Origin of the sequence: Paenibacillus sp. FSL H8-0175, assembly GCF_045040615.1 — a bacterium.
GTDB lineage: Bacteria > Bacillota > Bacilli > Paenibacillales > Paenibacillaceae > Paenibacillus_AQ > Paenibacillus_AQ odorifer.
In genome coordinates, this window is record NZ_CP150299.1 from 6,906,875 (window position 1) to 6,932,516 (window position 25,642).

The window sequence follows — 25,642 nt, forward strand, 5'->3', positions numbered from 1 at the left end:
AAGAGGAGATGACCCAAGGTGAAGAAAGAGGTTGTAGAACGGTTTATTTCGTATGCACAAATGGATACCCAATCGAATGAAGATAATGAGACTTGCCCATCCACTCCGGGACAGATGGTTCTAGCCCACAAGCTGGTTGAAGAGCTTAAGGAAATCGGCATGGAGGAAGTCCAGGTGGACGAGCATGGCTATGTTATGGCGACACTCCCTGCGAATACGGACAAGGATGTTCCGACCATTGGTTTTTTAGCCCATTTGGATACAGCGACTGATTTTACCGGAACGAATGTGAAGCCACAGATTATCGAGAACTATGATGGTCAAGATATTCTTTTGAATAAAGAGCTGAATGTTGTATTATCCACAGCGAGCTTTCCGGAGCTGGCGGAATACAAAGGCCACACCTTAATTACAACCGACGGCACGACCCTGCTTGGCGCAGATAATAAAGCCGGTATTGCTGAGATTATGACCGCCATGCATTACCTCATTCAACATTCAGAAATCAAACACGGCAAGATTAGAGTTGCCTTCACACCAGACGAAGAAATCGGCCGCGGGCCTCATAAATTTGACGTAGCCGCTTTTAATGCTTCCTATGCTTACACTGTAGACGGAGGTCCACTCGGAGAATTAGAGTATGAAAGCTTTAATGCTGCGTCTGCCAAAATCTCAGTCTACGGCGTTAATGTTCACCCTGGGACTGCAAAAGGAAAGATGATTCATTCCGCCAAAATCGCCATGGCACTTCATCTCAGACTCCCTGCTGAGGAAGCGCCCGAATATACAGACGGTTATGAAGGCTTTTATCACCTAAGCTCTATAGAAGGCACACCTGAATTCAGCAAGCTGCAATATATCATCCGCGACTTCGACCGTGAGAAATTCGAGGCACGTAAAGCATATCTCTCAGCTGTCGTAGAAGAATTCAAAAACATCCATGGTGAAGAGAACATCGTGCTTGAAATGAAGGACCAATATTACAATATGCGTGAAAAAATCGAGCCAGTGCGTCATATCGTCGATATTGCCCATGAGGCGATGGAGAACCTTAACATCACACCGATCATCCGCCCGATTCGCGGAGGTACAGATGGCTCGCAGCTTTCCTACATGGGCTTGCCGACACCTAATATTTTCACCGGAGGCGAGAATTTCCATGGCAAATTCGAATATGCGTCTGCGGACAATATGGTAAAAGCGGTAAATGTTATCGTGGAGATTGCTAAGCTATTCGAACAGAAAGCCTAAAGCATTATCCGCATCACTCCTTTAAAACACCAAAAAATCCCTGTAGAGGCCGATCCAGACCTCTCAGGGATTATTAATGTTCATAGGCTATCCGATTAGCATCTTTCTTCCGGCGGCGTGTCCTTCCAGATCACGTTTTCTCCGTAATTTTTACCCCAATCATACATCAATCGAAGGACGGGAAGCAGACTTTGGCCATATGATGTCAGGGAATACTCTACTTTTGGCGGAACCTCAGCGTACACTTTTCTTAGAACCAGCTGGTCCTCTTCGAGCTCGCGAAGCTGATTGGTCAACATTTTTTGCGTGATATGAGGAATTAGCTTCTTCAGCTCGCTGAATCGCTTTGTCCCTTCAAGCCCTAGATGCCAGAGGATAATCAGCTTCCATTTCCCTCCGATCACCGCAAGCGTCAATTCCTTCTCACAGTTAATTTCCTTCAAGTTTATGCGATCTTTAATCTCGGTTGCCATACCTAAAGCGCCTCCTCTCTCCTGTTATCATACTAACACAAAAACGAATAACCTCCTCATTGGAAGGCATTCGTTTCTGTACGTTCACTCTAAATTAGCATGCTTGCCGAACATTTGCTGATTCGTCTGCCCCGTCTTCTCCATCATTCGCAGAATAATAGCATCATAAAAGACCAACATCGTCTGTTCGAATAAAGAAGCCATCGGCTGGATCGTGCTGTAGCTTCCACTGGCCGGATCTTTTGGAGATCCCGGCAGCTTCACTGTGTAGCCCGCTAAACGTCCAACCGTCGAATCCGGCGCAATGGTAACGGCAACAACTTCTGCGCCTACCCCTTTGGCTTTCTCAGCCATAGAGATCAACCCTTTTGTCTCACCGGAACCGGAACCGAGGACTAACACATCCCCCTGTTCAATCCCCGGAGTCACCGTTTCGCCTACAACGTAAGCCTCTTTACCAACATGCATTAACCGCATAGCAAAGGCCCGTCCCATCAATCCAGATCTGCCCGCTCCAGCCACGAAGATCTTGTTGGACTGAAGCAGCAGCTCAGCCATTCGCTCAGTCTCTTCTTCATCAAGCTGAGATATGGAGCGCTGGAGCTCCTCTATAATTTGCTGCGCATATTTCATTGTAATCTTAAGCCTGACTAACTAGACGTTTCATTTCTGCTGCGGCAGCCTTTTGATCCGCTTCACCTGTGATGCCTCCGCCAACGATGACAAGATCAGGGTTCGCGGCGATCACTTCTGGAAGTGTGCTTAGCTTGATCCCTCCAGCGATAGCTGTTTTAGCCTGCTTAACCACACTCTTAATCGCATTTAAATCTGCAAAAGAATTTTTACCTTCCGCTTGATGGTCATATCCAGAGTGTACACAGATATAGTCTACGCCAAGTGCGTCTACTTCAGCCGCTCTTGTTTGGATATCCTTCACATTAATCAGATCAACTAGAATCTCTTTATTGGTTTTCTTCGCTTCCTCCACTGCACCTCTAATGGTAGAATCATCAGAAACACCAAGTACAGTAACGATATCCGCGCCCGCTTCCACAGCCTTCATCACTTCATATCCACCTGCGTCCATGATTTTCAAATCCGCCAACACAGTCAAAGCTGGAAAAGCCTCTTTGATTGCCTTCACTGCATGTAACCCTTCATTTATAACGATAGGTGTTCCAATTTCAACGATATCTATAAATTCGGCAACTTTTGAGACAACCTCTTTCGCTCCCGCAATGTCCACTAAATCCAACGCTAATTGTAATTTCATATTTATTTGCACTCCTTATTAATATATTTTAGTAAGTCATGTACAAATTGTAGTTCCTTACATCCCTTTAGGGAAGTAGGCACTTTATTGTGATGTAGTTACCTGGAGGATACTAATGTGCGGTTAAAGGGCTCTTTTCGACTTAAATTAAAAACGTTTTGTCATTTTTCTGTAAAAATACTGCATTTCCATGAAAGCTGTGCTAATATTACAGTTTGTTTATGAAATTTTAGGAAGTACATCATAATATAAGAAGGTGCACAATGAAGCAAAATAATCACCAGGAATTCAACCTGGTCAAACTGACCTGGCCGATTTTCCTCGAGCTATTCCTCTTTATGCTCATGGGCAGTGTGGATACTTTTATGATCAGTTCAGTGTCGGACGATGCCGTGTCTGGTGTCGGCGCAGCGAATCAGATCATTGCGATAGCAATTTTAGTCCTCAGTGTAATTGGTAACGGCGCAGCTATTGTGGTCTCCCAATATCTCGGTTCCAAAAAACCTCTGGAAGCCGCTCAAGTGACCGGCAATGCCATTACCCTAAACCTGTTAGTCGGCATTCTCCTAAGTACGTTTTTGCTGATATTCGGAGGGTCGCTACTGACTGCGCTGAATGTAAAAGGGGATATCCTCATTTACGCCAAAGCCTATATGAATATTGTTGGGGGCGGTATTTTTCTGCAAGCATTAATTAATGCTCTGGCGACTACTATCCGTACTCACGGTTTCACCAAACAGACGATGGTCGTATCCTTGCTGATGAATATCATTCACGTGGTGGGCAACTACCTGCTCATTTATGGTCATTTCGGACTTCCGGCGTTAGGTGTGGAGGGTGCGGCTATCTCAACAGTGATGAGTCGCTTTATCTGCCTGATCCTATTCTTCCTGCTGCTCTACAGAGTGATGGAGGTACGGGTGAAAGTAACCTATTACATTCATCTTTCTAAAAAATACGTGCTGCAAATTCTCAAAATCGGCATCCCGTCCGCTTTTGAATCCATCACTTATCAGTCGTGCCAGCTTGTATTCACACTGTATATTACTTATTTAGGCGCTGAAGCTATGGCTACCCGCCAGTACGCGCTTAATATTTCCAATTATATTTATTTATTCAGTGTAGCTGTCTCTATGGGAACTTCCATCGTTGTAGGACATCTCGTGGGAGCTAGACGACCTGATGAAGCCTATAAGCGTGTATTCACCAGTGTAAAGTGGGCGTTGCTGGTTACCGTAATAATAGATGCTGTGGTGATTTTCTTCCGGGTACCGCTATTCGGGCTTTTCACAGACAATGAGAACATCATTAGGATGGGGGCGCAGGTCATATTGCTTAGCTTCTTCCTGGAAACCGGGCGCACAACCAATCTGGTTATCATTAACTCTTTACGCGCCTCGGGCGATGCCAAATTCCCTGTATATATGGGACTGATCTCCATGGTCTGCATGAGCTTACCTCTTGGTTATTTCCTGGTGTTCCAACTTGATCTCGGGTTAGCCGGCGTGTGGATTGCTACTGCGGTCGATGAGTGGGTAAGAGCCGTCATTATGTATTTCCGCTGGAAGAGCCGAGCTTGGGAGAAACATGGACTTATCGAACACGAAGCTCCAGAACACTGTACACCTTCCGCTACTCCTGCAGCTGTAAATTAATATGTATATACAGAGGGTTCTTTAAGGTCATATCAGATCTTAAGGAACCTTCTATTTATTTACGCCAACATTACATAAAATTTGAGAATGAAGGAACCATTCTACGTTACAATAGATAGAACATAATTCACAAAGCTAAAGGAGAGAACTTCATGCCGGAGGAAACCGGAATCCATGAGTTACTGACGCTCAAAACGATTGCGGAGACTTTAAACAGTTCCAATGAGCTCAGACCCATGCTCGACACAGTCATGGGCAAGCTGCTTGAGTTAACCGGAAACACTGCAGGCTGGATCTTCCTGAGCGAAGAATACATGGAATATGAGTGTGCCGCTGATCGAGGCCTGCCACCTGCACTACAGCGCGACAATAAACAACCAATGCAGTGCGGAAGCTGCTGGTGCCTAAGCCGCCTATGGGACGGTCGGCTCGAGCATGCCGTTAACATTCTAAGCTGCAAGCGGCTGAGTAACGCCAGGCAGTATAACTGGGGCGACACGCTGGGCATCACCCACCACGCCACCGTCCCGCTGCATTCAGGTGAGCGTTACTTGGGACTTATGAATGTGGCCGCACCAGGCAAAGCACATTACGCCGACAGCGAGCTGGCTTTGCTGCAATCCGTGGCTTTGCAAATTGGCAGTGCTATAGAACGGATGCAGTTATATAGCACCGAGCAGCGCCGCGCGAATCTGTACGCCAAATTAGGCGAATTCAGCGCAGCTTTAAATCTAACCGCCAACCAATGTATCTCGCCCAGTATTCTGATCGAGAAAAGCGCCGCCCTGATTGGCGACTATTTCGATTGGCCCTTTGCAGCGATTATCGGGCAATATGAAGGGCAATTCGAAGTCCATGCTGCCTATGCGGCTAATATAACGCCTGAAATAGCTCCCTTCGAGCTCTCGGATTCTTTTAAAATACGTCTAGGAGATATCGCGAAAGGACAACGCTTTGCGACATTAACCCCTGATGAAGAGCAGGAAATTACGAAGTCCTGCTGTTCTGAACACCCTGTCGCGGAGCATGTTGTGATGCTCGCTGTGCCCTTTCGGCAGATTGCCGCACAAGGTGCAGGAATTCTACTGATCACCTCACCCAAAGCACTAGCCTCCGCAACTGCGGATGGAGAGGTACTTGAGGCTGTCGCTGAGCATATTTCCGCTACATTGGAAAGTGCTCAGCTTGGAGAGAAACGCCGCGAAATTGCGCGTCTTGACGAGCGGAATCGTCTGGCCCGTGACCTGCACGACTCCGTGAACCAGATCCTCTTCTCCCTCTCAATGACCGCCAAAGGCGTGGAAAGTATGCTGAAGCAGGGGCATATCTCCCATCCTGCTACTGAGGCTGTCCGCGATATTCAAGCTTTATCCCAGTCTGCACTCAAAGAAATGCGTGCATTAATTATGCAGCTTCGGCCTGCCGGACTGGAAGCCGGTTTATTGACTGCGCTGCAGGCTCATGGCCAGCAGCTAGGGCTGCTGATACAGACGCAACGGAGTGGTGTTCACGAACTTCCCCGCAACGTGGAGGAAGGGCTGTGGCGCATTGGCCAAGAAGCGCTCAATAATGTACGAAAGCATTCCGGAACCTCTAAAGCGGAGGTATCTCTGCATCTGAATGCAGCCGAGGTGGTACTGAGCGTTGCCGACCAAGGTAAAGGCGGGGCCAAACGGCGTTCTAACACAGACACTAATGAATCTCTTGGACTGCATATTATGAAGGAAAGAGCAGAAGCTCTCACCGGTCGTATTCATATCCACAGTGTGGAAAATCAAGGCACAACGGTTGAGGCAACCATACCTCTGCCCATCCAATCTACATGAAGTCGGGTGATCATAAATGACGATAAACTTATTATTAGTAGACGACCATGCAATGGTACGCCGTGGGCTGCAAGTATTTCTCTCCACACAACCCGATATCAAGGTTATTGGAGAGGCCTCCAACGGCCGCGAGGCACTGGAAAGAACAGCTGAATTGAACCCGGATGTCATATTAATGGATTTGCATATGCCCATTATGGACGGCATTGAGACCGCTCAAGCGCTGAGGATCTCCTACCCGCAGGTCAAGGTCATTGTATTGACCTCCTTTTCGGATCAGGATCATGTACTCCCGGCTATCCGCGTAGGAATCAAAGGCTATTTGCTTAAAGATATAGAACCAGAAGCGCTGGTAGTTGCGATCCGCAAGGTACATAACGGTCAAGTGGAGCTACATTCCGAGGCTGCCAGCCAACTGATGAATCTAATGGCGACTTCTACACTAGAGCAATTGGAACTTAATACTTCCGATCCGAACGGCCCAAACACAACACCTGCTGCGATCAACGGATTAGAGCTTCTTACCCCACGCGAGCAAGAAGTATTAGACCTGATTGCGCTCGGTATGAGTAACAAAGAGATTGCCAGCAAGCTGGTCATCACCGAAAAAACCGTTAAGACCCATGTCAGCCACGTTCTCGGAAAGCTAAACTTAGCGGATCGGACTCAGGCTGCCATTTTCGCATTGAAAGGCGGCTATAACGCCTAGAATCAAAACTCCTCTACAACTTTAGTCTTAGACGCTCAGCACAATGGCTGAGCGTTTTTATTATGTATGTTCATTCCATGTGCTGATGTTAACAGAGGCCGATTCAACTATCATTGGTTTATAGCAACTGACCTCACATAGGAGTGGATACAGATGAAAGTGATGATCCTGACAGGCAGTAATCGAAAAGAAGCAACCAGCACGAAGCTGGCAGAACATGCCGCCCATTTCATTAGTCAGCAAGGAGAAAAGGTTAACGTGTTTGATCTCTACAAACGCCCAATTCCCTTTTATTCACCAGACGAGGCTTACACAGAGCATGAACATTTAAACGAGCTTAAACAAGAGATGTTAGCAGCGGATGCAGTAATCTTGGTTACTCCGGAATATCACGGCTCGGTAAGTGGCGTATTAAAAAATGCGATTGATCATCTAGGCCAGGCGCATTTCAACGGTAAAGTTGTGTTATCCGCCAGTTCAGCCGGGGGAGCGGTAGGGATAAGCTCATTACTTCAATTGCAAGCCATCGTACGCAACCTGCACGGTATCAATACACCAGACTGGATCTCCATCGGTGGACTGCAACGCAAGCGGTTCGAGGTCGGGTACGACGGATACGAGGGTGGGCAAGAAATCGAAGATCGCATCCACCTAGTATTAGAAGCATTCCTGAACTTAGCCCGCAAAATCGGCAGACCGGCAGGTGCTATCCAATGATCAAAGGACTATATGAAGCACATTTACCAGTAAGCAATCTTGAAGTATCCATCGAATTTTATGAGAAATTAGGTCTGAAAATGGCTTGGCGGGATGAAGAAACTGTATTCTTCTGGATCGAGGAAGGTCGGAGCTGGATTGGTCTTTGGGAAGGCCAGGAGGTTCAAACCCCATACCATCCGTCCTTGCGGCATATTGCCTTCCGTATCACTTACGAGGACTTGAAGCACTCACTGCAATGGCTGGAATCGATTGGGGTAGAGGCTGTTCCGTTCCGCAACCGGACTTCTGTTGAGCCTTTTATCCGGGCTTATCAAGGAAATGCTTCTGTCTACTTCAACGACCCTGACGGCAACAGCTTGGAATTTATGTGCCACGTAGAGGTTCCTGAACATCTGAAGCCTATTTCAGAGAACATAACCTTAACGGAATGGGAGAAATTACTGCACAGTAAATAAAATACTCAAACAAAAAAACAGCTGCTCCCGTCCAAGGGTCCAGCTGTTTGAGTATATTAGCTTCTTCGATTACTTAATCGAAATGCCCTTCTTCATGGCCTTCATGTCTGCATTCGTATTCACAAGCGTTGGCAGTATCTTCATACTTCTAGTCATGGGAGAGTTGCATTGCCAGCAGGTAGGTACATATTGAAAGGCGAAATTATCGCGCATCCAACCTGTGCAACCTTCCTTGGTACAGGACCAAATAGCTGTGTCTTCTTGCGGAAGTTCCTCCAGTGCTTTTTTACGAAAATACATAAGTACCCCTCCTTGGATCGAATCGAGACGATATCGCTACCCTATTAGGGGCAGATTCATACTATGAAAATAAAAAAAGCTGCCCTCAACTTGTGTTAAGGGCAGCCTGATTTTTAAACTACAGTTTTACAACGTTTTCGGCTTGTGGTCCACGAGCGCCTTGAGTTACGTTGAACTCAACGCGTTGGCCTTCGTCCAAAGATTTAAATCCGTCGCCTGTGATTGCGGAGAAGTGTACGAATACGTCGCTTCCACCTTCAACCTCGATAAAACCGAATCCTTTGTCTGCGTTAAACCATTTCACTGTACCTGTTTGCATGATATTACCTCCAATATTTTATTTAACACATGTCCTTTTATTCCTACGTAGTGTACGAACAAATAAAAATTCACACATTGGAAAAGGACTCATACGCACAAATGATAACCTTTTACAATATGTGAATTAAGGGTTAAATTTATGATTGATTTCATTGTACCACACTAAATCACTAAAAGCAATGCGTAAGCCTATTTAATTTTCACTCCGGCTCTTATTGCCTATAAACAGCAGCAGCCGAGCCGGACGAACACCCATGTTAGTCGATATAACCTGCCAATCCTTTATCCATCAAGTAATCCATTTCTGCATCAAGAATGGTCTCTACTGTGATTTCATCCAGCTTCACATCACGTTGGGCAGTGACATAGTCGACCAGATCATCGCTGTCGATGTCTACCTCACCCTTGGCGTTCGCCTTGGCCTTATTGATAAAGGTCTGTTCATGCTTCAATACTAAGCGGATGATTTGCGGATCCACTTTGGTTTTGGCAGATAATACATTTACTAGCTCCTGCTCATTTACTTTGTCACTCATTTTTTAAATTTCATCTCCTTACAATTATTACACAATCATTGTAGCATATTTCGCGCTTTAACGCGTCATTACGCGAAGTATACCGCGGTTTATTCACACTTTTCTTATCATCCCAGCGTCTATAACGTTCCACTTGAAGTAAGTTATTTAATAAAAACAGTTGTGAGGAACATTGACTTGTGCCAAAATATAAAAAAAGTGTTGGACCAAATGAATACTAGAAAAGGCGGTTGAATTCATGAGCTCTGTATCTACCCAGCAATTAGACACAAACAGCAACAAGGCACATCGTTATATCGAAGACGTATACGCACAGGTTGTTGCGCGTAATCCTTTTGAGCCCGAATTTCATCAGGCCGTAAAGGAAATCCTTGAATCTTTGCTTCCAATCCTCGCTGCTGAACCTAAGTATCAGGAAAATGCCATTCTGGAAAGATTGGTTGAGCCAGAACGTTTGATTATGTTCCGTGTTCCTTGGACAGACGATCAAGGTAAGGTCAGAGTTAACCGTGGATATCGTGTACAGTTCAGCAGTGCAATTGGACCTTACAAAGGTGGACTTCGTTTTCACCCATCCGTTAATGCTAGTATTATCAAATTCCTTGGTTTCGAGCAAATCTTCAAAAATGCTCTTACCGGCCAACACATCGGCGGAGGTAAAGGCGGATCCGACTTTGATCCTAAAGGTAAATCCGAAGGCGAAATCATGCGTTTTGCACAAAGCTTCATGACTGAATTGCAAAATTACATCGGTCCTGACCAAGACGTTCCTGCAGGAGATATCGGTGTAGGTGGTCGTGAGATCGGCTACATGTACGGACAATACAAGCGGATCCGCGGAGGATATCCGGCTGGCGTATTGACTGGTAAAGGTATTGGTTACGGCGGAAGTCAGGCTCGGACAGAGGCTACTGGTTACGGTACAGTTTATTTCGTAAACGAGATGCTGAAAGCAAAAGGCCTTTCTTTTGAAGGAAGCCGCGTTGTTGTTTCCGGTTCTGGTAACGTAGCGATCTATGCGATCGAAAAAGCTGTACAGCTAGGCGCTAAAGTCGTAGCTTGTAGTGATTCCGCCGGATATATCTATGACGAAAATGGGATTAACCTCGAAACTGTCCGCCGCCTGAAAGAAGTCGAAAGAAAACGGATTAGTGAATATGTGAATGAACATCCTAACGCTGTGTATACTGAAGATTCCACGCAAATTTGGACCATTCCTTGTGATATCGCCCTTCCGAGTGCTACTCAGAATGAGATTGATGAAGCCATGGCATTGAAACTGATTGAGAATGGTGTAAAAGCAGTAGGCGAAGGTGCCAATATGCCGTCCACCCTTGAAGCTATTCATCAATTCCAACAAGCTGGCGTACTATTCGCACCTGCTAAAGCTGCTAATGCTGGCGGCGTAGCTGTCTCTGCACTTGAAATGGCACAAAACAGCATGCGGTTGTCCTGGAGCTTTGAAGAAGTAGATACGAAGCTGCATGAAATCATGGTTTCCATCTACGAACAATCTGTAAATGCATCCGAGCAATATGGACAGTCCGGCAACCTTGTTGCAGGAGCGAACATCGCTGGATTCAAAAAAGTGGCCGACGCTATGCTGGCTGAAGGTGTAATCTAAATAAATCACCGGCGCTCTAGTCACGAACGCCCGACATACAAAAGTCCCCGTAACCGGTCAGCAAGAATCCGGTTACGGGGACTTTTTGTGTGTCTAAGCGTTCCATCCGGGGATCTTCCGCAAATCCCCGTCCCAAATCGATTGAGTACTCTCCACAGTCGTATCGTGGGGTGAAGAAGCCGTACGAATGTAACAGGAATCTATTCCTATCGTTAGCGCCCCTGCAATATCGGTACGGGGATCATTCCCGATCATGATGGCCGAACGCAAATTCGCTCCATAATGTTCAACTAAATAACGATAAAATAGCGGATCCGGCTTACTCACTCCTGCTTCGGAGGAAATGGCAATGCCATCGAATAAAGGAAGAATACCCAGCATCATTAATTCTGCTTCTATAAAGGTTTTCTGGCCATTGGAGAGCAAAAACACCTTTTTGCCACGTTCTCTTAATGTTTGCAGAATTTCAACCACACCCTCATAAAGTGAGATATGGATCATCGATAATGTCCGCAGCCATCTAACCGTTTCATGTAACCACGCTTGATCCGGTTCCCCACCCAATTGACGGGCCACAGAACGAAACACATCCTCCATTACGAAATCTGGATACTGACAATTCCGTGCGGCTTCGGCGAGCTGTAAATCCCTCTCCCGCAGAAATTGTGCCTGTAGCTCACTTCCTGTTATGGACATCCCCTGATATCCGAAATGGAGCGATAATCGATCCCATACCTCCTGCTTCTCCTCATCTGTCTGAATATCGATTAATGTGCCATACAGGTCGAAAATATAAGTCTCGTACATCCACCGTCTTCCTTCCTATTATTCTCTCTGTGTTTTATCCCTTAGTACCATTGCCATTGCCATTGCCATTGTCGGTGGTTGTCTGGCCCTCCTCCATCCGGTTTGACACCTTTTGATAGAGATAGGAGATGCCGAGCAAACAGATACCAAAGCTGGCATAGGCTATGATTTTGCTGCCAGTATTCAGCAGACCCAAATCATAGAGCAGCAGCTTGCCCGTGGCCAGCAGCGTTAATCCAAGGCCGAAGCGCCGGATGTACACATACCTTTTGCGGAAGCCATACATGATAAATAGAACGGCTAACAGTAGATAAATGAGACTAAAAATTAACCCTGCATCACTCAATTGCAATTGCACTCCTAGGAAAGCGGTGATAATGCCAAGTAAATAAATCGCCATGAAAACAGGATAGATCTCCATACTCTTAAACTGACGATTCAGCGCTGCAATCAGCAGATCACGTCCGCTAAACCAAACAAAGATATTAAAGATAATCAGTACGGCCAGTGCGATATAATCAGCTGCTGTATTTTGCGCGAAATTATTTTGCAGACTTGGCAGTCCTACTGTAATCACTATACAAATGACGTAGCCAATCCCAAACAGAAGTCTCACAAAATATTTAACAATCGTGTCATACAGCACCTTCACCTTTGGCAGCACGTAAGCCAGAACCAAGGTCCATACAGCGGACAGCAGCAAATTATAGAAGGTTCTATGCGCAAAATCCTCCGGTACAACCAGATGATACAATCTTCCCGATTCATACAAGCCGTAAATCCAGAAATTTAATAACGCCGCATATTTAAACCACAACGCTAAGGTGATTTCATAAGGTTCGCTGCGCTGAAGAGCATCCTTACGGTTATGCTGAACAGCATACAACACCGCGACAATCAGCATGCCTGCTGTGATAAAGACATATTTTAGCGGGAAGTAGACATCTCTAAAATTCGTCCATTGATAGTCTGCGACCCACTGCGTCGGTACATTTAGACAGAAGAATACTACAAGGCAGAGCATCATAATGCCCCAGCCCGCCCTTTCCATCCCCTTAAAGCGGTTCAGATTGCCATACAGCGTAAGAACGACGCCCTCAATCAGCCAACCGATGGACCACCAAGCCGCTCCAAATTGAAAAGGAATCATCAATATGCCGAAGGTCAGTGAAGTGGCGTAGAACAGCAGCATGCTTTCTTTTTCCTGTGGCATCAGCTTCTCAAGCCCTCGACCCAGACCGAGATACAGCAGGCAGAAAAGCAACGCCAGTGCACCATTGTAATCCTTCAGTCCTGCATTCATAAATAAAATATACAAGGTGAGACAGCTAATAAACGTATTACATCCTAAGAGAGAGAAATCCCACCAGGACAGCTTGGAACGATATATGAAGGGGTACCACAGGGTAATTCCCAGATACATCGCAAAAGTCAAAACAGCATAACACATATTAATTCCGTTGCTATCCGACAAAGCTATTAATATGAGCATGGAGGGTGTATTAAATAAGTAGCTGATATAATTGACAACGTTCCAGCGTTTGCGGAAAGAAATCAATAAGATGAATAAATTCAATAGAAACAAGTAACCCATAGCCACATAAACCGCGTTGCCCGAAAGGCCAAACGCCCCCAGATAAGAGTATAAGGGCAGATATCCTCCGATTAAGCCAAGCGCACAAATACTCCGTGATTCATACCTTAAAGACAGGAGTACCGCAGTTAAAGTAACGAGTACAGACAAGGATAAACCTACATATATACTAATAATATCAAGCAGAAAATAGCTATAAAAAATAGAGCCATACAGCACCGAAATCCCGCCGCCAAGCAGCCCTAAAGCGAAGGTGCCTTTTCCTTTGCGGTATAGCCACTCCCCGCCTCCCAGCATCAATAACCCCAGTAGAAAAAAAGCGCTTCCCTTCATATAACCTGTGAACCAGTTGGAATAGGTATACCGGAAGCCTGCCCCCACCGCCAAAATCAACAGCAGAATGCCCAGCTTGTTAATCCAGCTTAGTCCAATCTTCATTTCGATCTGATTTTGTTTTCTTCGGCGCTTAAGCACCTCTTCACTGATCTCTTCCGAAGCAAAATCATGTAATCCATTATCCATGCCCGAGTTGAGGCGAAGCTCCGCTTCCCTCAGTCTCTGCCGCTGTGCCAGCACACGCTCATTTAATTCTTCCGCCAACGCCCCGAGTCGACTGGATATCTCTGCTTGTTCCTCACCCAGCTGCCTGGAGGCTGTGTGGTACAGCTGCTGAATATGGCGTTTCGTCTCCACTTCAAAAGCCGTCAGCCGATCCGTATGAGCGTGGCTTCTAGAGGCAAAATAAGTTTGCAGCTTCTGCCTCGACACTTTAAGAATGCCCAGCTTTTCATCTAAAATTTGTTCCGTTAGCGCAACTCTTAGCTCAGTATTCTCTTCTTGAAGCTTACCTACCTGAGTCTTTAGCTCGACCAAAGCGAGCTTATGCTTCTCATATTGCTTCTTCAAGTATTCATTCTCGTTGACCAGATCGTGACTTTCATATTCCGCGATCAGAGCCTCATATTCCTTAATCAGCCCGTCCTGCTGTACCTTCATGAATCTCAGTCGATCTTTGAATGACTCCATAGCGCCTCCTTATGTGAGCGATTGTTAATACTTACATATTACTACATATAGCTGGGGGGTCTTATGCTTTTTTTATATTTGCAGTGAATGAAGATTACAATCGGGATGCAAAAAAACTGCAACATTTTGGAGGGGTGTCCCGTCAGAATAATAACAACACTAACAAAAGATTTTAAAAGGAGCTCACAACCATGAACAACATTTTAAAAACAAGTACAGTTCTTTTAACTTTGTCCCTAGCACTTTCTACAGGAGCAGCTTATGCTGCACCCACCACAACTTCTGCTAAAAATGAGGCTAAACAAACCTCCGCTAGCGTTAATCAAAAGACGTTTGCGATTGAAATCAACGGATCGACTATTAAAGAAACAGGCTTCCAAAGCACAAGCGGTAAAGAGCCGATGGTACCACTACGTTCAATTACTGAAGCCCTTGGATTTGAATTAACCTGGAATGCACAGAATAAATCCGTTGAACTTATCAATGGCGCTGTATTCACTACAGTGAAAGCTGGAGAAGATCGTTATAGTATCAACAAAATGAATACAACACTTGGAACTGCACCACAATTGGTTGACTCCACTTTGTATGTCCCAGCTTCCTTTTTAAGCGAAGTAATTCATCAAAACATGACTGTGAAGGGAGATTCCATTGTGATCAACACAAATGCCGCCGAGCAGCACATGACTAAGACTGGTGTGATTACAGCAGTCTATGATGGTGGTAAATACCAATCCGTTCAAATCCAAGGTGTAGGTACGGATGGAATCGTATTAAATGTAGGGGAAGATACGGCTATTGAGATGGCTGACGGCACTAAAATTGCACTCAAAGATCTCCATATCGGGATGACAGTAAAAGCAGAACACTCCATGGTCATGACTATGAGTCTTCCGCCACAAACACCAACTTACAAAATCACCGTTCTGGATAAGCAAAAACAAGATGATCTTCTAGGTACTGCTGGTACTATTGAAGAAGTTCAAAAAGACGATAAGGGAAATATCAGTATCACTGTTAAAGGTAGTGGCCTGAGCGAATTGTCACAAAAAGAAGTAGTACTGCGCATTAGCGAAGACACAGTGCTCATTAACAAAGACGGCGAAGCTGTTAAAAGCAGCGAGCTTGTTAAAGGCACAAAAGTTATCGGATTCTACAGCCCAGTGCTGACCAGAAGCCTGCCACCAATCGGCACAGCTGTCAAAGTTGTAGTAGATTCTGCACAACAATAAGAGAGAGACTGGAATCTTATTAAAAAGATTCCAAAGAGACATTAAAACAGCGATCCTTCCGTTATGGGAGGATCGCTGTTTTGCGTTATAGACTATAGGTTGGCTGACTCGCTTCAGCCGATTTGTGAGGTAAACGAAAGCCGGCTGAACGCTTGGTCACACTTTTACTTGCCTTGCTGCAGAGTTTGGGATGATCATAATCGCGAGCCTTACGGACCCAGCTGACTTTATTTGCGAATTTTCTGCCTTCAGAGCAGCGTTTCGGACTCCAGCGCCACTATTCATTAAAAAGAGGGGCATATTCGATGTTTTTTATGCCAATAGTGTCAGTGGGGTCCGTTAGAATTATAAATGTGGTAAAAAGCTGCGTTAACGGTCAGCTGTGTCCGATAGCAGAGCAGATTATAGTTACTTCGTTCGCGCAACTTCACTCGAGTTGTCCGAAGTTGGAGGTCTAGCTCATGAATCGCTAGCCAGTATCAATTGCATCAACGCTAATAAACGCTCCAAGTTAACAGGCTTACTGAGATAATCTGTTGCCCCAGCCTGTAGGATTTTAGCCTTATCTTCCTTCATCGCTTTTGCAGTCAGTGCAATGATGGGAATATCCTTCTTTGCGGGCATTTGTCTGATCCGATTGATTGCCTCATACCCGTTCATCACTGGCATCATAATATCCATAAGAACGATATCTATAGAAGCCGCTTGCTCCAGTTCATACAGGCCGCTCTCTCCGTTAGTAGCTGTAGTTACATGCAGCCCGCGCTTTCTTAGGGTATTTGATAAAGCGAACAAATTCCGTTCATCATCATCCACGATAAGTACATGCTTTTGATTCAGAGAAGTGAAGTCAGTACGTGTATCCTCAGCCGTTGTAGCGGCAAGTACCACTCCACTCCCGATCTCTTGAATAACAGTCGCTTGATCAGCCACTTCCTCAAGGCTTGGAGCCTCAAGCTGCAAAGGCAAATACACTGTAAAGACACTGCCCACACCCTCTTGGCTCTCCAGCGTAATTCTACCACCAAGTAATGTTGCCAGCTCTCTGGATATGGATAAACCAAGCCCAGTTCCCCCATATTGACGTTCTGTATTTCCATTCGCCTGTTGAAATGCTTCGAAGATAATTGACTGTTTGTCTTCTGAAATCCCAATTCCAGTATCTTTGATGGCGAAGGCAATAAATTCCCCTGTATACGAACCTGCCAAATCCAGCAACTCGTCCTTAGTTGCTAAACGGATTTCCAGAGTGACTGCGCCTTCCGCTGTAAACTTAAACGCATTGGACAGCAAATTTATAATAATTTGCCGTACTCTTTGAGCATCCGAATAAAACAGCGGGGGTAAGTCCTCTCCGAGCTGTATTTGCAAAGGAATCTCTTTTTTGCGGGAAAGCTGACTGAAGTTCTGGATCATTGCCTCCGGAATCTCCGATATATTTATCGCTTCAATTTCAATATTCAGCTTTCCTGCCTCAACCTTGGACAAATCCAGAATGTCGTTAATCAGCGCCAGCAGATCTTGTCCCGAAGAATGAATGGCTTTTGAGAATTCAATATCCTCTTCGCTTAGAGCTCCCGACTGGTTCTCCATAAGAAATTCGGAGAGCAGCAGAATGCCGTTCAGCGGAGTTCGCAGTTCATGAGACATATTAGCCAGAAACTCAGATTTATATTGTGAGCTTTGCTGCAATAACTCTGTGTATTCACTAAGCTCCATTTGAGCTCTTTCCGCCTCTAATGACTTTTGTTCCGCCAGCAGATTCTTATCCTCCAGCTTTCTATTTGTTGCATGCAGTGACTCCGTTTGGATCTGCAGCTCCTCAGACTGAGTCTGTAGTTCCTCGGTATATACCTGTAGTTCTTCGTTTAGACGCTGAGATTGTGCCAGAAGTTGGTCAATCTTCATACTGTTAATCGTGCTGTTAATTGCAGAGCCAAAGGCATTCGAAATAGACCCTAGGAACTTAACCTGCAATTCCGTAAGTGGAGCAAAGGCGGCGATTTCCACCACAGCAACTACCTCACCCGAAAAAGAAATCGGCATTAACAGAAGCGCCTTCGGCGCAGAAACACCCAGCCCAGACTGTATGTTAATATAATCCTCCGGCAGATCCTGTATTTGCATCAAACGCGCCTCTTTAGCACATTGTCCAACTAGACCTTCTCCGGTCTGGAATGCCCGCTGATCTGGAATGTTACTGCTTCCGCCAAAAATAGAGACTCTCTTAAAGAAATCCCGATCATGATCCTGTGTTCGAACATATAAGGATCCATATGGATAATTGATCACTTCTGCGGTTTTGCCAAGAAAAATATCGCCCAGTTGCGAGATATGTGTGATGCCCTGATACCTCGCCAACAGTTCGTTTGCGTTAGCCTGAATCCATATCCGTTCTTGTTGCGTGTCTATCAGATGATTCGTAGCTACGCTCAGATCCCTGATCTCATCATTCGTGGTGATCTCTATCCTTGTCTTCATATCTTCGTCAGATTTCAATTCTGCAATCGTATGGGTAACTTTACGAACCGTACTAACGATGGAGCGTGAATTGATCCACGAAGCGACCATCGCGGTAACCGCTATAATTGCCCAAGCAATATAAAGAAGCTCTAGCAATAATTTATTCTTGTCTGCTTGTCTAGCTATCAGACTGTTGGTGTTCTCTTTCATCGTCTCGCGGTAAGTGCTGATCTGATTACGAATCCGATCCATTTGATCTTTGCCATCGTCGGAATTAAAGTATCTTAGGAGCTCAACGTCCTGTCCCTCTTTTTTCAACTGGATCACATAATTTCCGGACTGTTCGATCCATTGCTTAATTTTACTTTCAATACCCAACAGACGCTGTAGCTGTAAAGAATCATTAGCAGTCAGCACGTAGAGCTTATCATAATTAGCCTCCCATTCAGCCTTACCCAAATTGTAGGGCTCCAGATACTTGTTATCGCCGGTGATGACATATCCGCGTTGTCCGGTTTCCATATCCAAAATATTCTTCTCAATTAGATTAGCTAAATTAGTAATCTCTCGATCCTGATGAGAGATGAAGCTGGTTTCCCGCTGTAGAGCATTGATTCTTCCATGCATGACAAAAACGAATCCTAATAGACAGATCACGATTAAAACTGTAATTGACAGTATTTTATACTGCAAAGTGAATCGGCGTTTGTTCACAACTAGCCTCCGTCCTGTCTTCTAACTATAAACCCCTTTCTATTCTACATCATTGTAAAAGATTACTTGAATAAGGCTTCATTAATTCTTCTATGTAAATTTTGACTGCTGCTAATTTAAACAATTTCCGCAGGGTTGAAACACTTGTTTTTCCCGGAATAAAAAAAACCCCACAAGTGCCTTTCACCTTGAAGGGTTACCTAAATATCTAACTTAGCAAATACAAGTTTTCTTCTTCACACCAAGCTTCCCAGCTTGTTCAACCTTAGCAATATAATCAACAGCCATAGGAACTTTACAAGTGGTTTGTCCCATGTTCACCTGGACCTTACCTATACCTGCTGCGATCTTTGCTGCCTCCTCATGCAGTTCTGTGATACTGCTGCCCACCATAATTAAGAAAGTATTCATCGTATAACGGACACGATTCCGCTCCCGATGAATAGTAGCGCCTACTTGTTGTAACAACTCCCTAATTTCAGCGATGTCCAGCTTATCATCCGGTGTAATTGAAATGTAATTGGCATAAGTGCTCCAGCCGCAAATGGCTATTAGTTCATCCGAGGAACGAATCCACTCTCTCGCAAGTTCCAATCCATATGGACTCTCTGCGGCGAGAGGGGATACTATATATTCCACTACCGCATGCCAACTGGCCGCCGAAGCCCAGCTTTGAAGCTCTTCCTTCGTCATACTCTTAGGATTGACCGTTAGTCCAGCCAAATACATTGCATCGTAATTGCCTGTCTGATACAAAGCCCTTGCCAGACTCTGATCTTTTTTCACATCCTTAACCAGCTTCTTCATATCCCCTACCTTTACTCCAAATAAAGGTTCCACTGCGCCATGTCGTAAGAAAGTACGTTTCGTCTGCTCTGTACCCAACTCCTCAAGCTTGCTCATCACTTCATCAACAGTCAGATTCATTAGGCCACTCCCTTATCTTCGATGTTCTTATCCCTTTACCGCTTCTCTTATGATCGGTTCACGACCTAACGTAACTCTGTTCTTCCCTGTATTCTTAGAGTGATATAACGCTTCATCCGCTTCCCGATATAAATCTTCGAAAGTCACCTCTCTACGCTCCGTAAAAGAGATTCCGATACTTGCGGTAAGATGAATGCTATCCTGTTCATTCAAGATTATCGTGTAATCACTCATCATTGTACGAAAATCCTCTGCTTCTTTTAAGGCTGCACGTTTATCTTCAGCGAAAAAGCATACAGCAAATTCCTCGCCACCTACTCTTCCAGCAATACCTTTATTCTGGTATACCTGAAGGATTTTATTCGAGAAATCAACTAACGCCTGATCGCCCGCTAAATGACCATAAGTATCATTAATTAATTTAAAATCATCGATGTCAAATAACAGCAGAGCCAACCCTAATCCATCCGGGATCGTTTGATTCTGAACCCTTTGCATGAAATGCCTGCGATTATAAAGCCCTGTCAGATCGTCAACCGTTGCCTGATAGACCAGTTCACGCTCATATCGCTTTTTCTCACTATGATCACTAAACACAATAAGCATACCCTTATTCTCTGTTGTCGCATGCTCCGTAGCAATTAAAGAAACCCCATAACAGAGCTCCCCTGCGCCAGAACAAACTACCTCAAACTGTCCTTCCGTCCTCTGACTGTAATGAGCTGCAATGTCTTTGTGAGACTTCGTAAAAAGATCAATGTTTTTTCCCATCCAATTATCGTTCGCTATTCCGGTAATGTCGTATAAAATAGCAGTCGCCGCATCGTTTATGCCAATGATATTATCATAACGGTCAGTCAGAACTACGCCGTCTTTCATGTGCTCTAGAATTTTGTTTTTGGTTAGAGGGAAGATGGTTAATTTGGAGCTAACAAAAAGTGCAAAATAAGCCGCTATAATCGCAGGCAAATAAGTAAACGCCGTAAAACCTGTAATGGTAATCTTCAAGAGGGGGAGTAAAAAGACGGAAATAACCGGAACCAGCAAACCCGCCAACAGCAGGACATTAGTCCGCAAATAAACTCTCGGGGTATTCAGTAGGGAAACTGCAAGCAAGCAGACTGCATATAGCCCAAAAAGCTGATCATACGCAATAAAAGCCATACTAAGGAGCGTAGGCTTTACAGCAATTCCACTAACACCCGCAACCGTCAGGACGGACACTTCACTGCGCATCAGATGATGATAGCTATCCGTAAAAATAAGAAGTACATCCATAACAATAGGGATAGAGAAGATGGCAAGCTTCACGGGCAGGCGCCCTGTGGAAGGAGATACGTATTCTTTTACCACAGCATAAGTAAAGAGCGCACTAAAAAAAAGCGGAGCCTGCTGTACATTCTTCCACCACAGCTTAGACTGAAAAGAGGGTGACATAATCTCTCCCGCTGTTGCAACAAATATAAGGCTGACTAACAGCATTAAGATCCACAAATAGCGTCTCCCTGCTAACTTACGGTGCCGATAGGAGCTGACGCCCATGTACAGACTTAGAACACTGCCCATTAATAAGTAATACGGATATCCCTGAATCCATGGCATGCCATATTTCTCCTATTTTTCAAGTCGCTCCTATCATTATAGCCTAATCCTTGGTACAAATGAATCAACAATAACAGCACATCTTATGCTTTAAATTTCACCCGATTGGAGAACATATATTTTCTGGCTAAATCCTTAAATGTTATTTTATCTTGTGCCGATTCAAAGAAACGTTTAGGGATAATCAGCGCTCTCTGTGTGGACACAAAAAACACAAACAAGTTCGTAGTTTCACCTATCTTATGTATCTCTTCCCACTTCACTTGCCCAGTGCCCGCTTCGGAAAGATAAGATATGCCTTCATCTGAAATCGTATAATTTTGCGGTTGCTGAATTAGGTTATCTGTTTTGAACGCCTTTTTCGATTTTTTGATCAAGCTTGCCTTGGTCATATACCATAAGACAGCGGCAAGAATTATAGCAGTCACAGCCAGGATTGAGATGCTTTGAGTACTGTAATCCTTAGTAATTAATAACAAAATCATAAAGTAAGCGACTACGCTAAAAGAGTTGAGTATAATCCGGCTATTCAAGCTGAACCATAAGTTAAACTCCTGAACGTCTTCACTCTTTAGGACTGTATCTACTTTTATTACATTTTCCATCACTGATCGCTCCCTCGACGCCATGTATATTTTTAAATTCATCTCATTTTAACATGCCTGAACACAAAAAAGGGACATCCCCGAAGCGATTGCTTCTACATGGGTTGTCCCTCTTCAATCCGTAAGGATTCTTATTTCTTTTGTGCAAGACGTTGTTTGAACTTGTCAACACGGCCGCCTTGTTCTGTATCTCTTTGTTTACCAGTGTAAAATGGGTGGGATGCGGAACTTGCGTCCACACGGAGCACTGGGTAAGTGTTGCCGTCTTCCCATTCCATAGTTTCATTGGATGATTTAGTAGATGCACTCAAGAATTTGAAGCCTACGCTTGCATCCAAGAAAATCACTTGGTTGTACTTAGGATGTATGCCTTCTCTCATTCTGATCGTCCTCCTTCTGAATAAATTCGTGGAGCCTTTATGGTAAATTATCCAAATGATCTGTAGGTTTATATATAGTATAACCTAATAAACGTAGGAAAATTCGTAAATCTTACGATTTAGACCACCGCTCCATCATACGCTTATTTAGAGCACAAAGCAACTAATATTGAAATTACTAATATTTCCATAACCTTTCCAAGCCTACCCATAACGCCGGAGTTAGAGCGATTTCACCATTCCTCCATCGACTAAAAGAGATTGTCCCGTAACATAAGTATTCGCAAAAGAGCCTAGAAAAACAGCAGCCTTGCCGAATTCTTCGGGCGTGCCCAATCTTCCTAACGGGATTTGCAGCAGCGCTTCCTCTTGAATCTGCTCCATAGGGATCCCCTCTGCTTGCGCGCGTTTGCCGTCTAGTTGAAGAATCCTGTCGGTTGCAATACGCCCTGGTGCGATCGTATTAATTAAAATGCGATCCGCAGCCAGCTCAGTAGCCAAGCTCTTGGTCAAGGCATACACGCCAGCGCGAAAAACATTGGAAAGAATCAACCCCTCAATAGGCTGCTTGATAGAAATCGAGCTTATATTAACGATTCGCCCTGCCCCAGAAGAGCGCAGATGCGGCAGTGATTCACGGATCAAACGAATGGTGCTCATCAGTGTGAGCTCAAATCCTTGGTTCCAATCCGCGTCTTCCATATCAGCGAAACCTCCGCCATGAGGCCCCCCCGCATTGGTCACTACAATATCAAGCCCACCGTTTTTGGCTACAGCCGTTTGAATAGCATGTACGATATCCTCTGGGACAGTCACATCCATCTGAACAATGTTCACCTGCTGTCCTGTGGCTGCCTGAATCTCTTTCTGTGCGTCTGCAAGCTGCTCCATACTCCTGCTGGCGATCATTACCTTCGCTCCCTCACGGGCGTACTCCAGCGCAGTTGCGAGTCCTAACCCTTTACTTGCTGCGGCTACAAAAACTGATTTCCCACGAAGTCCCAAGTCCATCATTAATGCCTCCTTCTTAATTAAACTCCCAACAGCTAAGACTTAAATTGCCATACTGATAACTTCGGTGCAGCAGCTTCGCTTCCTTCCCTTTATCGCCAGCTCCCATAGCTATTATCAAGGGGATAAAGTGCTCACTAGTCGGCACTGCATCAACGCCATAAGGAGCAAGCTCCTGATAGTTAAATAGCGACTCTGTATCCCAAGCTTCCACCCTGTGCTGCAGCCAGTCATCGAATGTCTCCGCCCATTTCTCGACGTTCTCCATTCCCCACTTCACGCTACGCAAATTATGGACGGTTCCACCGCTGCCAATAATCATAATATCCTGCTCACGCAGCTCAGATAAAGCCTTACCCATTAAATATTGCTGTTCATTGGACAGCTCTCGATTAACTGACAAAGATACGACAGGAATATCTGCATTCGGATAGATTAATTTAAGAATAGCCCAAGCTCCGTGATCTAGTCCACGCTCTGTATTTAATTTGCTGGCAATCCCATTCTTGTGGAACAGAGACATAATTTGCTGTGCAACCTCATTGTCCCCTTTGGCAGGATAAGTCATTCGATACATCTCATCTGGGAAGCCATAGAAATCATAGATGGTGTCGAAAGTCTCCATAACTCCAACCGATTGTGTGTGTTCTTCGAAATGTGCAGAAAATACAACAATCGCTTTCGGTTTGACATTCCTCTCAGCGAGCTCCCCAAGAAATTTCGTATATGCATTGTTATCAAGTACCAGAGAAGGAGCACCATGGGCAATAAAGTAAGAAGGTATCATAGTTTATCACTCCCTAAGTTCTGCCGTAACCAAGCGATCAGGTCCTGCTGATTCTGCGGTAATACACCATGATCCGAAGGATAAGTTTTAAAGGTTAATAATGGGGTTAGACCTTCGAAATAAGCGGCTGTTTCTGTCCCCACTGAAATTGGAAATACAGAATCATATTCACCATGCGAGATGAAGACCGATAACTCCTGCACACTCTTCAGCTCATAATCCGTCTTCACAAACCCCGGAACATAACCGTTCAGCGCTACAATTCCCCGAAGCAAATTCCCCATTGTAAGCGCGAGAGTCATGGACAAAATGGCTCCTTGACTGAAGCCAAGCAGATAACGGTGTTTAGCATCTATAGGGTATTTGTCGGTGGCGTATTCGATAAACTGCTGCAATTGCGATACAGCCTGATCAAACTGCTCGCGGATGGGATGACCTAGACTTTTGAGATCATAATATTGAAATCCTGCCCCTAAAATCATATTTCCCCGAATCCCGATAATAATAAACTCTTCAGACAAGGACTCAACAAGCCCGAACATATTCTTCTCATTGGAACCTTTGCCATGCAAGGTGAAGATAACCGGATAAACCCGATTCTCATCGTAACCGGAAGGTAGACTGACATCATATATATAAGGTGCCTTCATAACTAAACACTCCTTCAAAATATTTGTAATACAAAAATAATATTTGTAAAGATAATATTATAAACCTCTAGCTAGTATGTCAATTAATAATTTGTTAATATAAAAATATATTTGCTATTACTAATATCAAAAGGGGCTTTACTAATGAATATAGGTTCAAACATTCGTACAATCCGTAAAAGAAAACATATTACGATTGCCCAAATCTGTGAAACTACTGGCCTGTCACAAGGTTTTATGAGCCAAGTTGAGACTAATAAGACCTCTCCTTCGATCGCAACCCTTAGCCTGATTGCGGATGCGCTGAACGTTCCGTTGGCTTATTTGCTGTTAAAAAAGGAAGAGCGGATGCAGGTGGTACGCTCCAAGGAGCGGCAAATCACCAGTAGCGGAAGTGATAAACTGCAAGTTGAGCATTTAAGCTCGGCAGGTGGTGTACGAATGGTGCTTGTCCATTTCCCTCCGGGTACTTCTACGGGTGAAACTCCGCAGGCGCACGAAGGCAAAGAGGTCCATTTAGTGATAAAAGGTGAGGTGTATGCGGAGCAAGGTGAAGATTTCGGGATGTTCCAAGCGGGGGATTCCTTTAGCTGGAATGCCTGTGTGCCACATCTGGTCATAAATAAAGGCGATGAGCCGGCAAGCGTGCTCATCGCCATCCATACAGAGGCTGATAGTGAAACCGTTGATTTTTAAGCTGG

Annotated in this window: 25 protein-coding genes; 9 read left to right on the top strand and 16 right to left on the bottom strand. The window is 44.8% G+C overall.

The window, feature by feature from the left end; genetic code table 11:
* Positions 1-18 precede the first annotated feature (18 nt).
* Positions 19-1,251: a peptidase T gene (pepT, locus tag MHH46_RS30630; protein ID WP_076191681.1), complete on the top strand. Its 1,233-nt coding sequence runs from the start codon at positions 19-21 to the stop codon at positions 1,249-1,251.
* Positions 1,252-1,346: 95 nt separating this feature from the next.
* Here the strand turns inward: pepT and MHH46_RS30635 are convergent, their stop codons facing one another.
* The 3 genes from MHH46_RS30635 to hxlA all read right to left on the bottom strand — a co-directional run bounded on the left by MHH46_RS30635 (position 1,347) and on the right by hxlA (position 2,997).
* Complete coding sequence (locus MHH46_RS30635; RefSeq protein WP_036682121.1) at positions 1,347-1,724, bottom strand: helix-turn-helix domain-containing protein; 378 nt, start codon at positions 1,722-1,724, stop codon at positions 1,347-1,349.
* A gap of 84 nt (positions 1,725-1,808) precedes the next feature.
* The gene (hxlB, locus tag MHH46_RS30640; RefSeq protein ID WP_076191679.1) at positions 1,809-2,357 is read right to left on the bottom strand and encodes a 6-phospho-3-hexuloisomerase; all 549 of its coding nucleotides are present in this window, start codon (positions 2,355-2,357) and stop codon (positions 1,809-1,811) included.
* A 7-nt stretch (positions 2,358-2,364) separates the two neighbouring features.
* The gene (gene hxlA / locus MHH46_RS30645) at positions 2,365-2,997 is read right to left on the bottom strand and encodes a 3-hexulose-6-phosphate synthase (protein ID WP_036682127.1); all 633 of its coding nucleotides are present in this window, start codon (positions 2,995-2,997) and stop codon (positions 2,365-2,367) included.
* A 263-nt stretch (positions 2,998-3,260) separates the two neighbouring features.
* Between hxlA and MHH46_RS30650 the strand changes: the two genes are divergently transcribed.
* The 5 genes from MHH46_RS30650 (at position 3,261) to MHH46_RS30670 (ending at position 8,362) form a co-directional block, all read left to right on the top strand.
* Positions 3,261-4,652 carry an MATE family efflux transporter gene (locus tag MHH46_RS30650; protein ID WP_076124068.1) on the top strand — a complete coding sequence of 464 codons (1,392 nt, stop codon included), beginning with the start codon at positions 3,261-3,263 and terminating at the stop codon, positions 4,650-4,652.
* Positions 4,653-4,804: 152 nt separating this feature from the next.
* Positions 4,805-6,478 carry a GAF domain-containing sensor histidine kinase gene (locus MHH46_RS30655; RefSeq protein WP_076191676.1) on the top strand — a complete coding sequence of 558 codons (1,674 nt, stop codon included), beginning with the start codon at positions 4,805-4,807 and terminating at the stop codon, positions 6,476-6,478.
* A 16-nt stretch (positions 6,479-6,494) separates the two neighbouring features.
* Complete coding sequence (locus tag MHH46_RS30660) at positions 6,495-7,187, top strand: response regulator transcription factor (protein ID WP_076191673.1); 693 nt, start codon at positions 6,495-6,497, stop codon at positions 7,185-7,187.
* A gap of 153 nt (positions 7,188-7,340) precedes the next feature.
* Positions 7,341-7,904, top strand: coding sequence for an NADPH-dependent FMN reductase (locus MHH46_RS30665; protein ID WP_076191671.1), 564 nt, complete (start codon positions 7,341-7,343; stop codon positions 7,902-7,904).
* A complete protein-coding gene (locus tag MHH46_RS30670) occupies positions 7,901-8,362 on the top strand; it encodes a VOC family protein (RefSeq protein WP_076191669.1) in 462 nt (153 codons plus the stop codon). Before MHH46_RS30665 ends, MHH46_RS30670 begins: the two co-directional genes overlap by 4 nt.
* 69 nt (positions 8,363-8,431) lie before the next feature.
* Here the strand turns inward: MHH46_RS30670 and MHH46_RS30675 are convergent, their stop codons facing one another.
* The 3 genes from MHH46_RS30675 to MHH46_RS30685 all read right to left on the bottom strand — a co-directional run bounded on the left by MHH46_RS30675 (position 8,432) and on the right by MHH46_RS30685 (position 9,519).
* Positions 8,432-8,662 carry a cold-shock protein gene (locus MHH46_RS30675; protein ID WP_036682139.1) on the bottom strand — a complete coding sequence of 77 codons (231 nt, stop codon included), beginning with the start codon at positions 8,660-8,662 and terminating at the stop codon, positions 8,432-8,434.
* Positions 8,663-8,780: 118 nt separating this feature from the next.
* Positions 8,781-8,981, bottom strand: coding sequence for a cold-shock protein (locus MHH46_RS30680; RefSeq protein ID WP_019914790.1), 201 nt, complete (start codon positions 8,979-8,981; stop codon positions 8,781-8,783).
* 259 nt (positions 8,982-9,240) lie between these two features.
* The gene (locus tag MHH46_RS30685) at positions 9,241-9,519 is read right to left on the bottom strand and encodes a hypothetical protein (protein WP_038573758.1); all 279 of its coding nucleotides are present in this window, start codon (positions 9,517-9,519) and stop codon (positions 9,241-9,243) included.
* Between the two features lie 238 nt (positions 9,520-9,757).
* Here MHH46_RS30685 and gdhA point away from each other — a divergent pair, with 238 nt between their 5' ends.
* Positions 9,758-11,143: an NADP-specific glutamate dehydrogenase gene (gene gdhA, locus MHH46_RS30690; protein WP_036682144.1), complete on the top strand. Its 1,386-nt coding sequence runs from the start codon at positions 9,758-9,760 to the stop codon at positions 11,141-11,143.
* Positions 11,144-11,236: 93 nt separating this feature from the next.
* Here gdhA and MHH46_RS30695 read toward each other — a convergent pair whose 3' ends face one another.
* Positions 11,237-11,950 (bottom strand): HAD family hydrolase, encoded by a 714-nt coding sequence (locus MHH46_RS30695; RefSeq protein WP_076191666.1) that lies wholly within the window; start codon positions 11,948-11,950, stop codon positions 11,237-11,239.
* Positions 11,951-11,984: 34 nt separating this feature from the next.
* Positions 11,985-14,570 (bottom strand): DUF2339 domain-containing protein, encoded by a 2,586-nt coding sequence (locus tag MHH46_RS30700; RefSeq protein ID WP_076191664.1) that lies wholly within the window; start codon positions 14,568-14,570, stop codon positions 11,985-11,987.
* A gap of 191 nt (positions 14,571-14,761) precedes the next feature.
* Here MHH46_RS30700 and MHH46_RS30705 point away from each other — a divergent pair, with 191 nt between their 5' ends.
* The gene (locus tag MHH46_RS30705) at positions 14,762-15,802 is read left to right on the top strand and encodes a copper amine oxidase N-terminal domain-containing protein (RefSeq protein WP_076181920.1); all 1,041 of its coding nucleotides are present in this window, start codon (positions 14,762-14,764) and stop codon (positions 15,800-15,802) included.
* A 459-nt stretch (positions 15,803-16,261) separates the two neighbouring features.
* On the opposite strand, the gene MHH46_RS30710 is transcribed toward MHH46_RS30705, so the two are convergent.
* The 8 genes from MHH46_RS30710 to MHH46_RS30745 form a co-directional block, all read right to left on the bottom strand.
* Positions 16,262-18,979, bottom strand: coding sequence for a CHASE3 domain-containing protein (locus MHH46_RS30710; protein ID WP_081387820.1), 2,718 nt, complete (start codon positions 18,977-18,979; stop codon positions 16,262-16,264).
* Between the two features lie 213 nt (positions 18,980-19,192).
* Positions 19,193-19,900, bottom strand: a complete 708-nt coding sequence (locus MHH46_RS30715; protein ID WP_076191766.1) for a DNA alkylation repair protein — start codon at positions 19,898-19,900, stop codon at positions 19,193-19,195.
* A gap of 33 nt (positions 19,901-19,933) precedes the next feature.
* Positions 19,934-21,508 (bottom strand): diguanylate cyclase, encoded by a 1,575-nt coding sequence (locus MHH46_RS30720; protein ID WP_076191661.1) that lies wholly within the window; start codon positions 21,506-21,508, stop codon positions 19,934-19,936.
* An 83-nt stretch (positions 21,509-21,591) separates the two neighbouring features.
* The gene (locus MHH46_RS30725; RefSeq protein ID WP_076124082.1) at positions 21,592-22,113 is read right to left on the bottom strand and encodes a YcxB family protein; all 522 of its coding nucleotides are present in this window, start codon (positions 22,111-22,113) and stop codon (positions 21,592-21,594) included.
* A gap of 131 nt (positions 22,114-22,244) precedes the next feature.
* A complete protein-coding gene (locus MHH46_RS30730; protein ID WP_036682161.1) occupies positions 22,245-22,493 on the bottom strand; it encodes a type B 50S ribosomal protein L31 in 249 nt (82 codons plus the stop codon).
* 222 nt (positions 22,494-22,715) lie between these two features.
* Complete coding sequence (locus tag MHH46_RS30735) at positions 22,716-23,504, bottom strand: SDR family oxidoreductase (RefSeq protein ID WP_076191658.1); 789 nt, start codon at positions 23,502-23,504, stop codon at positions 22,716-22,718.
* Between the two features lie 16 nt (positions 23,505-23,520).
* Positions 23,521-24,291 carry a class III extradiol ring-cleavage dioxygenase gene (locus tag MHH46_RS30740; protein ID WP_076181911.1) on the bottom strand — a complete coding sequence of 257 codons (771 nt, stop codon included), beginning with the start codon at positions 24,289-24,291 and terminating at the stop codon, positions 23,521-23,523.
* Positions 24,288-24,941 (bottom strand): alpha/beta hydrolase, encoded by a 654-nt coding sequence (locus MHH46_RS30745; protein ID WP_076191656.1) that lies wholly within the window; start codon positions 24,939-24,941, stop codon positions 24,288-24,290. The genes MHH46_RS30740 and MHH46_RS30745 overlap by 4 nt, the downstream gene beginning before the upstream one ends.
* 144 nt (positions 24,942-25,085) lie before the next feature.
* On the opposite strand from MHH46_RS30745, the gene MHH46_RS30750 reads away from it, so the two are divergent.
* Positions 25,086-25,637, top strand: a complete 552-nt coding sequence (locus tag MHH46_RS30750; protein ID WP_076191653.1) for a helix-turn-helix transcriptional regulator — start codon at positions 25,086-25,088, stop codon at positions 25,635-25,637.
* The last annotated feature ends 5 nt before the right edge of the window (positions 25,638-25,642 follow it).

Excerpts from the sequence above, each read along its gene's own strand:
- MHH46_RS30635 (WP_036682121.1), bottom strand. The coding sequence starts at position 1,724 with ATGGCAACCGAGATTAAAGATCGCATAAACTTGAAGGAAATTAACTGT.
- hxlB (WP_076191679.1), bottom strand. The coding sequence starts at position 2,357 with ATGAAATATGCGCAGCAAATTATAGAGGAGCTCCAGCGCTCCATATCT.
- hxlA (WP_036682127.1), bottom strand. The coding sequence starts at position 2,997 with ATGAAATTACAATTAGCGTTGGATTTAGTGGACATTGCGGGAGCGAAA.
- MHH46_RS30650 (WP_076124068.1), top strand. The coding sequence starts at position 3,261 with ATGAAGCAAAATAATCACCAGGAATTCAACCTGGTCAAACTGACCTGG.
- MHH46_RS30655 (WP_076191676.1), top strand. The coding sequence starts at position 4,805 with ATGCCGGAGGAAACCGGAATCCATGAGTTACTGACGCTCAAAACGATT.
- MHH46_RS30660 (WP_076191673.1), top strand. The coding sequence starts at position 6,495 with ATGACGATAAACTTATTATTAGTAGACGACCATGCAATGGTACGCCGT.
- MHH46_RS30665 (WP_076191671.1), top strand. The coding sequence starts at position 7,341 with ATGAAAGTGATGATCCTGACAGGCAGTAATCGAAAAGAAGCAACCAGC.
- MHH46_RS30670 (WP_076191669.1), top strand. The coding sequence starts at position 7,901 with ATGATCAAAGGACTATATGAAGCACATTTACCAGTAAGCAATCTTGAA.
- MHH46_RS30675 (WP_036682139.1), bottom strand. The coding sequence starts at position 8,662 with ATGTATTTTCGTAAAAAAGCACTGGAGGAACTTCCGCAAGAAGACACA.
- MHH46_RS30680 (WP_019914790.1), bottom strand. The coding sequence starts at position 8,981 with ATGCAAACAGGTACAGTGAAATGGTTTAACGCAGACAAAGGATTCGGT.
- MHH46_RS30685 (WP_038573758.1), bottom strand. The coding sequence starts at position 9,519 with ATGAGTGACAAAGTAAATGAGCAGGAGCTAGTAAATGTATTATCTGCC.
- gdhA (WP_036682144.1), top strand. The coding sequence starts at position 9,758 with ATGAGCTCTGTATCTACCCAGCAATTAGACACAAACAGCAACAAGGCA.
- MHH46_RS30695 (WP_076191666.1), bottom strand. The coding sequence starts at position 11,950 with ATGTACGAGACTTATATTTTCGACCTGTATGGCACATTAATCGATATT.
- MHH46_RS30700 (WP_076191664.1), bottom strand. The coding sequence starts at position 14,570 with ATGGAGTCATTCAAAGATCGACTGAGATTCATGAAGGTACAGCAGGAC.
- MHH46_RS30705 (WP_076181920.1), top strand. The coding sequence starts at position 14,762 with ATGAACAACATTTTAAAAACAAGTACAGTTCTTTTAACTTTGTCCCTA.
- MHH46_RS30720 (WP_076191661.1), bottom strand. The coding sequence starts at position 21,508 with ATGCCATGGATTCAGGGATATCCGTATTACTTATTAATGGGCAGTGTT.
- MHH46_RS30725 (WP_076124082.1), bottom strand. The coding sequence starts at position 22,113 with ATGGAAAATGTAATAAAAGTAGATACAGTCCTAAAGAGTGAAGACGTT.
- MHH46_RS30730 (WP_036682161.1), bottom strand. The coding sequence starts at position 22,493 with ATGAGAGAAGGCATACATCCTAAGTACAACCAAGTGATTTTCTTGGAT.
- MHH46_RS30735 (WP_076191658.1), bottom strand. The coding sequence starts at position 23,504 with ATGGACTTGGGACTTCGTGGGAAATCAGTTTTTGTAGCCGCAGCAAGT.
- MHH46_RS30740 (WP_076181911.1), bottom strand. The coding sequence starts at position 24,291 with ATGATACCTTCTTACTTTATTGCCCATGGTGCTCCTTCTCTGGTACTT.
- MHH46_RS30745 (WP_076191656.1), bottom strand. The coding sequence starts at position 24,941 with ATGAAGGCACCTTATATATATGATGTCAGTCTACCTTCCGGTTACGAT.
- MHH46_RS30750 (WP_076191653.1), top strand. The coding sequence starts at position 25,086 with ATGAATATAGGTTCAAACATTCGTACAATCCGTAAAAGAAAACATATT.